Source organism: Derxia lacustris (genome assembly GCF_002105195.1).
Lineage (GTDB): Bacteria > Pseudomonadota > Gammaproteobacteria > Burkholderiales > Burkholderiaceae_E > Derxia > Derxia lacustris.
In genome coordinates this window covers 1-9659 of the sequence record NZ_MUHU01000037.1, presented here as the reverse complement: position 1 = coordinate 9659, position 9659 = coordinate 1, and the positions used below count along the sequence as shown (strand labels likewise).

General features: G+C 67.5%; 4 protein-coding genes, 1 pseudogene and 1 CRISPR repeat array. Of the genes and pseudogenes, 2 read left to right on the top strand and 3 right to left on the bottom strand.

Annotation, left to right across the window (positions count from 1 at the left end; genetic code table 11):
• Window positions 1–412, top strand: a pseudogene (locus tag B9P64_RS25860) (hypothetical protein); the annotation flags it as partial.
• Window positions 413–490: 78 nt separating this feature from the next.
• Here the strand turns inward: B9P64_RS25860 and B9P64_RS21460 are convergent.
• From B9P64_RS21460 to B9P64_RS21450, 3 genes are all read right to left on the bottom strand, one after another.
• A complete protein-coding gene (locus tag B9P64_RS21460; protein WP_176256922.1) occupies window positions 491–1597 on the bottom strand; it encodes a septal ring lytic transglycosylase RlpA family protein in 1107 nt (368 codons plus the stop codon).
• A 117-nt stretch (window positions 1598–1714) separates the two neighbouring features.
• Window positions 1715–3277, bottom strand: a complete 1563-nt coding sequence (gene ilvA / locus B9P64_RS21455; protein ID WP_268877158.1) for a threonine ammonia-lyase, biosynthetic — start codon at window positions 3275–3277, stop codon at window positions 1715–1717.
• 86 nt (window positions 3278–3363) lie between these two features.
• Window positions 3364–5901, bottom strand: coding sequence for a methyl-accepting chemotaxis protein (locus B9P64_RS21450; protein WP_085318153.1), 2538 nt, complete (start codon window positions 5899–5901; stop codon window positions 3364–3366).
• Window positions 5902–6170: 269 nt separating this feature from the next.
• On the opposite strand from B9P64_RS21450, the gene B9P64_RS21445 reads away from it, so the two are divergent.
• Window positions 6171–6638 (top strand): YqaA family protein, encoded by a 468-nt coding sequence (locus B9P64_RS21445; RefSeq protein ID WP_085318152.1) that lies wholly within the window; start codon window positions 6171–6173, stop codon window positions 6636–6638.
• Window positions 6639–6871: 233 nt separating this feature from the next.
• Window positions 6872–9659: a CRISPR direct-repeat array (repeat unit 37 nt; unit sequence GTTTCTCCCGTCGTAATTGACGGGAGTGGATTGAAAC).

Below are 9659 nucleotides of genomic sequence, written 5' to 3'. Positions count from 1 at the left end.
CCTGCGCGGCGACCAGCCGGCGCTGCGGCTGGCCACCCGCACCCAGCCCGAGAGCACGACCTGGCTGGTGCATCTGCCGCCGCAGCCCGACAAGGCCGCGCTCGAACGCGCCGCCGCCGATCTGCGCGCCCACGGCGTGGAGGATTTCTACGTGCTGCAAGACCCGCCGGCGCTGCGCAACGCGGTGTCGCTCGGCGCGTTTCGCGGAGCCGAGGGCGCCAACACCCATGCCGAGCGGCTGACGGCGCGCGGCATCAAGGGCGTCAAGATCACGGCGCGGCCGAGCGCGTCGGCGGTCGGCTTCGTCGAGGTGCGCGATCTGCCGCTGCCGACCCAGCCCGCCATCGAGCGTGCCGCGCGCGACTGGCCGGCCCAGCGCTGGCACGGCTGCGCCACGCTCGCCGCGCGCTGACCGGCCGGGCGCCGGTCGCGCGGCTTCGGCCGTTGGCCGCGCGCCGGTGGCCGAGGCCCGGCGGCCCGGCCCGCCACTTCAAGGCTGGTCGACGATGACCGGCCGTTCCCCGAGCGTCGAGGCGAGCTGGTCGCGCACCGTGCTGGCTTCCTCGCGGCTGGCAAACGGCCCCACATGCACGCGGAACAGGTTGCCGCGCAGCACCACGCGGCTGCGCTCGCCGAGCGCGCCGAGCCGGGGCGCGACCCGGCTCAGCGCCGCCTCGGCGTTGTCGCGCGAGCTGAAGGCGCCGAGCTGGAGCCAGGTGCTGGCGGCGCCGTCGGCCGGGTAGTCGGTGCGCGCGGGCGGCGCGACAGGCGGCACCGCCGAGGCCAGCGGCGCCACGCTCGCGCCGTCGCGCGGCGCGCTGCGCACGGCGGTCGGCGCCACGGTCGGCACATCGGCATCGGGGCCGCGCGCGCCGGCGGCGGCGTCGAGCGGCGCGGTCTGCAGCGCGGCGGTCGGCAGTGCGGCGGTCGGCAGCGGCGTGGCGCTCACGCGGGCGATGCTGGCGGGCGGCGCGGCAGCCGGCGCCTGGGCCAGCAGCGGCGCCGGCTCGCGCCCGCGCTCCTCGCGGATGCGCGCGATCTCGGCCGGCAGCAGCAGCTCGATGCGCACCGGCGCCGACCCCGTGCGCACCACATCCAGCTTGGCCGCCGCCGCATACGACAGGTCGAGGATGCGGTCGTCCTTGAACGGCCCGCGATCGTTGATGCGAAGAATGGTGCTGCGCCCGTTGCGCAGATTGGTCACCCGCGCCCAGGACGGAATCGGCAGCGTGGTGTGCGCGGCCGACAGCGCATGCATGTCATAGGGCTCGCCCGAGGCGGTCGGCAGGCCGTGGAACTGGCGCCCGTACCAGCTCGCCACGCCCTGCTCGTCATAGGGCTGGAGCAGGGTCATCGGCCGGTAGTCGCGGCCCATCACGGTGTAGGGCTTCATCGTGCCGGTCTTCAGCGGCTCGACTGCCGGCAGCGGATCGGGCAGCGCGGCCAGCTCGGCCAGGCTGGCGTCGCTCGGACCGTCGCGCCGGTAGTCACCGCCGCCGCGCTTGAGCGGGCCGCTGCCGGCGGTCTTGGGCGCGGTCGAGCAGCCGGCGACCAGCAGGCCGGAAAGCGCAAGGCAAAGGCAGAGTCGGGCGGACATCGGGGCGCCTGTCGCGGGACGGGATGGCGCAACTCTAGTCCAGCCGCCGCGCCGGCAAAGACCGGGAATGCGGCCCGCGCGGCCACAAAAAAACGGGGCCGCAGCCCCGTTTCGCATTCAGCCCAGAAACAGCCGATAGGCCGGATTCTCGGTCTCGTCCTTGTACGGATAGCCGAGCCCGGCGAGGAAGGTCTTGAACGCCTTGCGCTCGCCCTTGGGCACCTGCAAGCCCACCAGCACGCGCGAGGTGTCGCCGCCCTGGTTGCGGTAATGAAACATGCTGATGTTCCAGCCCGGCGCCATGCTGGTCAGGAAGTCCATCAGCGCGCCCGGCCGCTCGGGGAAGACAAAGCTGTAGATCAGCTCGCCCGCCGCCAGCGCGCTCTTGCCGCCGACCATGTGGCGGATGTGGCCCGCCGCCAGCTCGTCATGCGACAGATCGACGGTGGCATAGCCGTGCTGGGCAAAGCCGGCGGCGATCTTCTCGTTGTCGCCGGCGCTGGCGGTGCCGATGCCGACAAACACCTGCGCCGTCGCCGCATCGCCGATGCGGTAGTTGAACTCGGTGACGCTGCGCTTGCCGACCAGCTCGCAGAAGCGTTTGAAGCTGCCGCGCTCCTCGGGGATCGACACGGCAAACAGCGCCTCGCGCTCCTCGCCCACCTCGGTGCGCTCGGCCACGAAGCGCAGCCGGTCGAAGTTCATGTTGGCGCCGCAGGCGATCGCCACCAGCGTCTCGTCCTTCAGCGCGTGTTCCTTGGCGTAGCGCTTGAGGCCCGCGAGCGCGAGCGCGCCGGCCGGCTCGGTCACGCTGCGCGTGTCCATGAACACGTCCTTGATCGCGGCGCAGACCTCGTCGGTATCGACCACCACGTAGTCGTCGACCAGCTCGCGGCACAGCCGGAAGGTCTCCTTGCCCACCAGCTTGACGGCGGTGCCGTCGCTGAACAGGCCCACGTCGTTGAGCGTGACGCGCTTGCCGGCTTTCACGCTGCGCACCATCGCGTCGCTGTCCACGGTCTGCACGCCGATCACCTTGATGTCGGGCCGCACCTGCTTGATGTAGGCCGCCACGCCCGAGATCAGCCCGCCGCCGCCGATGGCGACGAACACCGCATGGATCGGCGCCTGATGCTGGCGAAGAATCTCCATCGCCACCGTGCCCTGGCCGGCAATCACCAGCGGATCGTCGAACGGGTGGACGAAGGTGTAGCCGTGGGCTTTCTCCAGCTCGGCCGCGTGCAGGGCGGCGTCGCTGTACGAGGTGCCGTGCAGCACGATCTGCACCGCGCTGCCGCCGTGGGCGCGCACCGCGTCGATCTTGAGTTGCGGCGTGGTCGTGGGCATCACGATCACCGCCTTGCAGCCGAGCCGGGCCGCGCCGAGCGCCACGCCCTGCGCATGGTTGCCGGCGCTGGCGGCGATCACGCCGCGCTCCAGCTGCTCGGGCGTGCAGTGGGCCATCTTGTTGTAGGCGCCGCGCAGCTTGAAGCTGAACACCGGCTGGAGATCCTCGCGCTTGAGCAGCACCCGGTTGCCGATGCGGCGCGAAATGCTCGGCGCCGCGTCGAGCTGGGATTCGATGGCCACGTCGTAGACGCGGGCGGTGAGGATCTTGCGCAGATAGTCGCGGGGCATGGTGGCTTGCGCGACGACCTCGGGCGGGCGATGTGGCGGCACCGGATCGGGCCGCCGGACGCGCCGGCGTGGGGTCGCGCCGGGCTGCTGAAAAGGGGTGGCGAGTATAGCCGCCGGGGTTGGGCGGCTCAGACGATGAACAGGTCGGCGGCGGTCAGCACGGTGCCGGCGCCCAGCGTGGCGACCAGCAGCGCGCCGCTGGCGCTGCCGGTTCCGTCGGCGTCGTAGTACAGGCTGCCGGTGGCCGGGTTGTAGATCAGCCGGTCGCCGCCATCGAGCGCATGGTTGCCGATGACGAAGGCCGCCGCATTCACCGGGCCGACCGCACCGAGCGCGCCGAACGCCGCATGGTCGAACTGGAGGCTGTCGTCGGCCGAGTTGAAGTCGGTGAGGCTGTCGGCATTGGTGGCGGCGCTGCCGCGCAGGGTGAAGCGGAAGGCGTCGAGCCCGGCGCCGCCGGTCAGCACATCGCGGCCGTTGCCGCCGATCAGCGTGTCGTCGCCGGCGCCGCCGCGCAGCGTGTCGTTGCCGCTGCCGCCATCGAGCAGATTGGCGCCGGCATTGCCGGCGATGAGATTGGCCAGCGCATTGCCGCTGCCGCGCAGGCCGGCGCTGCCGCCGAGCGTGAGCTGCTCCAGATTGGCGCCGAGCGTCCAGCTCACCGACGCCTGCACGCTGTCGATCTCGCCGGCGGCGCTGCCGGTTTCGCGGATCGTGTCGTTGCTGTTGTCGACCACATAGCTGTCGTTGCCGCTGCCGCCGATCAGCGTGTCGCGGCCGCTGCCGCCGTCGAGCGTGTCGTTGCCCGCGCCACCGTCCAGCGAGTCGTTGCCGGCGCCACCGCGCAGCAGGTCGTTGCCGTCCAGGCCGTAGATGTCGTTCGCGCCGGCGTCGCCGGTCAGCCGGTCGGCGCCGGCGCTGCCGGTGAGGATGCTGCCCGGGCGGGCGACAAAGTCGATGTGGGTGCTGCCGGTCGCGCCGAGCGCGCCGGCACCGCTGCCGTCGCTGAAGCGCCAGTCGATATCGATGCTGGCCGGCGGCCGCTCGGCACTGTTGGCATAGCCGAGGCTCGACAGCACCGCATCGACCCGGGCCTGACTGGCATCGGCGTTGAACACCAGCGTCAGCACGCCGCCGACGTTGCTGACGCTGGCCACGGCCACGCCGGCCAGCAGCGCGCTGCCGCCGCTGAACGCCAGCTGGCCGAGCGCCGAGAAGTGATCCTGCGTCGAGGCGCCGCCGTGGCGCGCCAGCGTGAGCCGGGCGCCGGCATAACTGTCGGCGGCGGCCAGCTCGGCGTCGTACACCCGCACGTCGGTATCGAGCGCCACCGCGCCCGAGCCCAGGGTGTAGCCGAGGCTGCCGCCAAGCGACGACAGCGGCTCGCTGGCGCCGGCGGCCAGATCGCCAAACTGGCTGTCGAGGCTGCCGTCGGCATTCAGGCGCAGCACGAAAGCGCCGGGATCCATGTAGGTGCCGGACGCCGCGACGACGATGCGGCCGTCGGCCAGCACCGCGACATCGGCGGCGCAGTTGTCGCCCCAGCTCCAGTCGAAGCTCACCTGGCCGCCATCGCCAAAGCTGCTGTCGAGCGAGCCATCGGCATTCAGGCGCAGCACGACGGAGTTGGCGGCAGCTTGGCCGCCGTCGCCATAGCCGGCCAGCAGGATCTTGCCGTCGGCCTGGAGCGCGATGCCGGGCTGCCGCTCGTCGAGGTTTTCCAGCACGTCGAGGACGCGCTTGCCGCCGCTGCCAAAGCCGGAGTCGAGGCTGCCGTCGGCATTCAGCCGCGCGAGCACGAAGGCGCTCGCGCCGGTGGCGGCGTCGTAGTAGGCGCCGGCCAGCAGCAGCTTGCCGTCGGCCTGCACGGCGCCAGCGCCGACCGAGCCGATGCCGCCGAAATCCACCGTGGTCGGGCCGCCGCCCAGGCCCGCAAGCGGCGCGCCGGCGGCATCGAGCTGCTGGAGGCGGACGGTCACGCCGCCCGCCACTGGCGTCAGCTGCGCCAGCAGCAGTCCGCCGTCGGCCAGCGCCAGCAGGCTGGCATCGGCGACAAAGCCGGCGTCGGCCGCGCCGAGCGTGACCCGACCGCCGCTGCCAAAGCCGGTATCGACATGGCCGTCGGCATCGAGCCGCAACAGCTGGAGTTCGACCGGGTTGCCGTTGTCGTAGCGATAGCCGGCCGCGACGATCCTGCCGTCGGCCAGCTGGCAGACGTTGCCGGTCACGCCGAGCGCGGTCAGATCGACGCTGCCGGTGCCGGCGGCGCCAAAGCCCGGATCGAGCGTGCCGGCGGCGCTCAGGCGGATCAGGCTGCGCACCTCGCCGCCGCCGCTGGCGCTGCGCACGAGCGCCAGCGTGCCGCCGGCGCCGCTGCCGAGGATTGCCGCGTCCAGTTCGGTGCCGGGCAGGTCGAGGGTCAGGCGGCCGTCGCCGCTGAAGCCGCCGTCGAGCCGGCCGCTGGCGTCCAGGCGCAGCAGCACGCGGCTGCGACTGCCGTCGCCGGCGTCGTCCAGGCCGAGCAGCAGCAGACCGCCATCGGCCTGCGGCAGCAGCTCCTGGGCATAGTCGATCAGCGTCGCATCCAGCTGCGCCCGCCCGATGGCCGAACGCGGCGGTGCAAAACTCGGCGCGGTGTTGGCCGGATCGTTGGTCGAGGTCGTCATGCGTGCGCTCCGCAAAGGTGGATCGAGGCGGCGCCGCCAGCCGGTGCCGCTGCGCGCCGGCGCGGGCGACAGGCCCGGCCCGGCGGCCGGACTCGTTTCTAGTGACGCGACCGGGCCTGCACATCCTGGCCAATTCGGTCATGTTGCGGCGCAGCGCGAAATGGCCGGAATTGCGACAAACCGCACCGGCGCCGCCCCGGTCCCGTGCTGGCACCGCCGCCGCCGGCCCGCCCTACACTGCGCGCCCCTTCCCCTCCGCAAGACGCGCCATGCCCGACTTCGATTTCGACCTTCTGCTGCGCGGCCTGCTCGACTGGCTGGCGCTGCCGCAGCAGGGGCTGACGGCGCTCGCGCTCGCCGCCTTCATCGCCGCCAGCCTGGTGCCGCTCGCCAGCGAGGCGGTGCTGGTGGCGGTGATCGCCGCGCGGCCGCACGAGTTCTGGCAGGCGATCGCGGTGGCGACGCTGTTCAACACGCTGGGCAGCCTCACGACCTACTGGCTTGGCCGCGTGGGCCGGCGCGCGCCGCATCCGGCCGCGCTTGATCGGCATGTGCGCTGGTTTGAGGCGCGCGGGGCGAAGACGCTGTTCTTTGCCTGGGTGCCGTGGGTCGGCGATCTGTTGGTGATCGTGGCCGGTTGGTTGCGCGTGAATGCCTGGGAAGCGACGGGGTGGATTGCGGCGGGGAAATTGCTGCGGTATTTGGCGATTGCGTTTGGGGTTGGGTGGGTGGTGTGAAATGCCGAGGCAATTTTCATTTTCGATTCGATATTGAATTGGATATATTTGAGCTGCGCGAACCTGAAGTGAACAGCGTTTTGCCGTGAGGTTCGCGCAAGCGCCAAGTCATTGAATTTATTGGATTCTGCTTGTGGATAAGTGTAGTGCGAGGGTGAGGCTTGCGGATTCTGCGGCAGGTTCGCGGAACGCCAGCTTTTTTGTCTGGAAAATCATGTGGTTGGGTTTGAAGAGTTTCTCCCGTCGTAATTGACGGGAGTGGATTGAAACCTGATCGGCGAGCTGGAACGGCTCGACCAGTCGCTGCGTTTCTCCCGTCGTAATTGACGGGAGTGGATTGAAACTCCTTGGCCTTGGCCGCAAGTTCCGCCACGCGGCTGTTTCTCCCGTCGTAATTGACGGGAGTGGATTGAAACATGAAGGCATCCCTCGAAGTCGTCCCGCAGCTAGAGTTTCTCCCGTCGTAATTGACGGGAGTGGATTGAAACGCGCACTCGCATGCTGGCGATGATGCGATCCGTTTCGTTTCTCCCGTCGTAATTGACGGGAGTGGATTGAAACCGCTTTGGAGGTGCAGCATGAGCAACGTCCAAGACGTTTCTCCCGTCGTAATTGACGGGAGTGGATTGAAACAGATTGAGGTGCAGATTGCCGCGACGGCGGTGGCTCGTTTCTCCCGTCGTAATTGACGGGAGTGGATTGAAACTCCTCCACGTCGTCGAACAGCTCGCACTGCCTGGTTTCTCCCGTCGTAATTGACGGGAGTGGATTGAAACCCGACGTGATCGCGGCGGCCGTCGCGACTGCCATCGGTTTCTCCCGTCGTAATTGACGGGAGTGGATTGAAACTTGTTGATGCGGCCGTCCGCCTGATACGTGCCCGACGTTTCTCCCGTCGTAATTGACGGGAGTGGATTGAAACGACATCGCGTCGGGCGGCCATGCATTTTCAGCAACGTTTCTCCCGTCGTAATTGACGGGAGTGGATTGAAACATGAGGCCTCAGGACTGGATGATGGAAAGGGTGCGGTTTCTCCCGTCGTAATTGACGGGAGTGGATTGAAACGTCTTGTCGGTAGCGGTCGCGCCCTGCAAATTGCGTTTCTCCCGTCGTAATTGACGGGAGTGGATTGAAACCGCTGGCTCGACGACGAAAAGGAAGGCTCGTTGGTTTCTCCCGTCGTAATTGACGGGAGTGGATTGAAACCTTTGCATGCGTTTGCACGACAGGGTTGATGCCCGGTTTCTCCCGTCGTAATTGACGGGAGTGGATTGAAACACGGCGCAGGAGGGCTGGTACGAGGGGACGACTGCGTTTCTCCCGTCGTAATTGACGGGAGTGGATTGAAACCTGCCGAAAGCTCGATGCCTACGACAGTGGCCGGTTTCTCCCGTCGTAATTGACGGGAGTGGATTGAAACTCCAGCGCGCTTTCGCAATCGGCCAGCTTCGGCCGTTTCTCCCGTCGTAATTGACGGGAGTGGATTGAAACTACGCGGGGCTGCTGCACGACGGCCTGTTCCTCGACCAGTTTCTCCCGTCGTAATTGACGGGAGTGGATTGAAACGTCTACCCCGAAACGCTCGGCTACGCTGACGGCATCGTTTCTCCCGTCGTAATTGACGGGAGTGGATTGAAACCTGGCTCTCCCGTCGCCCTGAGTGCGCCCCGGCCGGGGTTTCTCCCGTCGTAATTGACGGGAGTGGATTGAAACCTCGAGGTCGTGGCGAGCCCGACGGCGCGCCAGGGCGTTTCTCCCGTCGTAATTGACGGGAGTGGATTGAAACAGCTCGACCACCGCCGCTCCGTCGGCGCTGCGCAGGTTTCTCCCGTCGTAATTGACGGGAGTGGATTGAAACGGCGATGACGGCTGCGCGCTGTGATGCGGTCGGCGGCGTTTCTCCCGTCGTAATTGACGGGAGTGGATTGAAACGCTGCCGGGCGTTTCCGCTGCCGAGCCAGACCATAGTTTCTCCCGTCGTAATTGACGGGAGTGGATTGAAACCTGAGCGTGGAGCCGATGCTGGGGCCGATCAGCATCGTTTCTCCCGTCGTAATTGACGGGAGTGGATTGAAACATCCGAAACCGCATGCCGTTTTCTCCGCCCGCTGTTTCTCCCGTCGTAATTGACGGGAGTGGATTGAAACAACGGCACGGCGCTGGGTGGCGGGTTCTGGGTGGTTTCTCCCGTCGTAATTGACGGGAGTGGATTGAAACGGCCATCGCGCGCGCATTTACGGCGACAGCACGCCGGTTTCTCCCGTCGTAATTGACGGGAGTGGATTGAAACAGCACGTCCTTGACCGGCACGAAATCGTCGAGGCCGTAGTTTCTCCCGTCGTAATTGACGGGAGTGGATTGAAACCTGGTCAACGCGGCCGGCCTGCCGGTGCTGACGGGCGGTTTCTCCCGTCGTAATTGACGGGAGTGGATTGAAACGGCAACCTCGCGCGCTATCGCGGCATGCCCTACATCCGTTTCTCCCGTCGTAATTGACGGGAGTGGATTGAAACTACAAGGTCTATCTGGCCACGCACACCGGCGACACGGTTTCTCCCGTCGTAATTGACGGGAGTGGATTGAAACCCGATGAAGAACGCGATTGCCGCGATTACTGCGACGGTTTCTCCCGTCGTAATTGACGGGAGTGGATTGAAACTCCGCGACCGTCGCGGCGAGCATTTCGGCATTGGTTTCTCCCGTCGTAATTGACGGGAGTGGATTGAAACGGCCCCGAGGCGCAGAAGTCGGTGGATGGCATGGCGTTTCTCCCGTCGTAATTGACGGGAGTGGATTGAAACACGAACCGCATGACGTTGACTTGCGCCCAAGTACCGTTTCTCCCGTCGTAATTGACGGGAGTGGATTGAAACGTCCAAAGCCAGGACGACGAACCCGCCGCCGCGCCGGGTTTCTCCCGTCGTAATTGACGGGAGTGGATTGAAACTTTACTCGGCGCGGCCGGGATGGCGCTTGCCGCAGGGTTTCTCCCGTCGTAATTGACGGGAGTGGATTGAAAC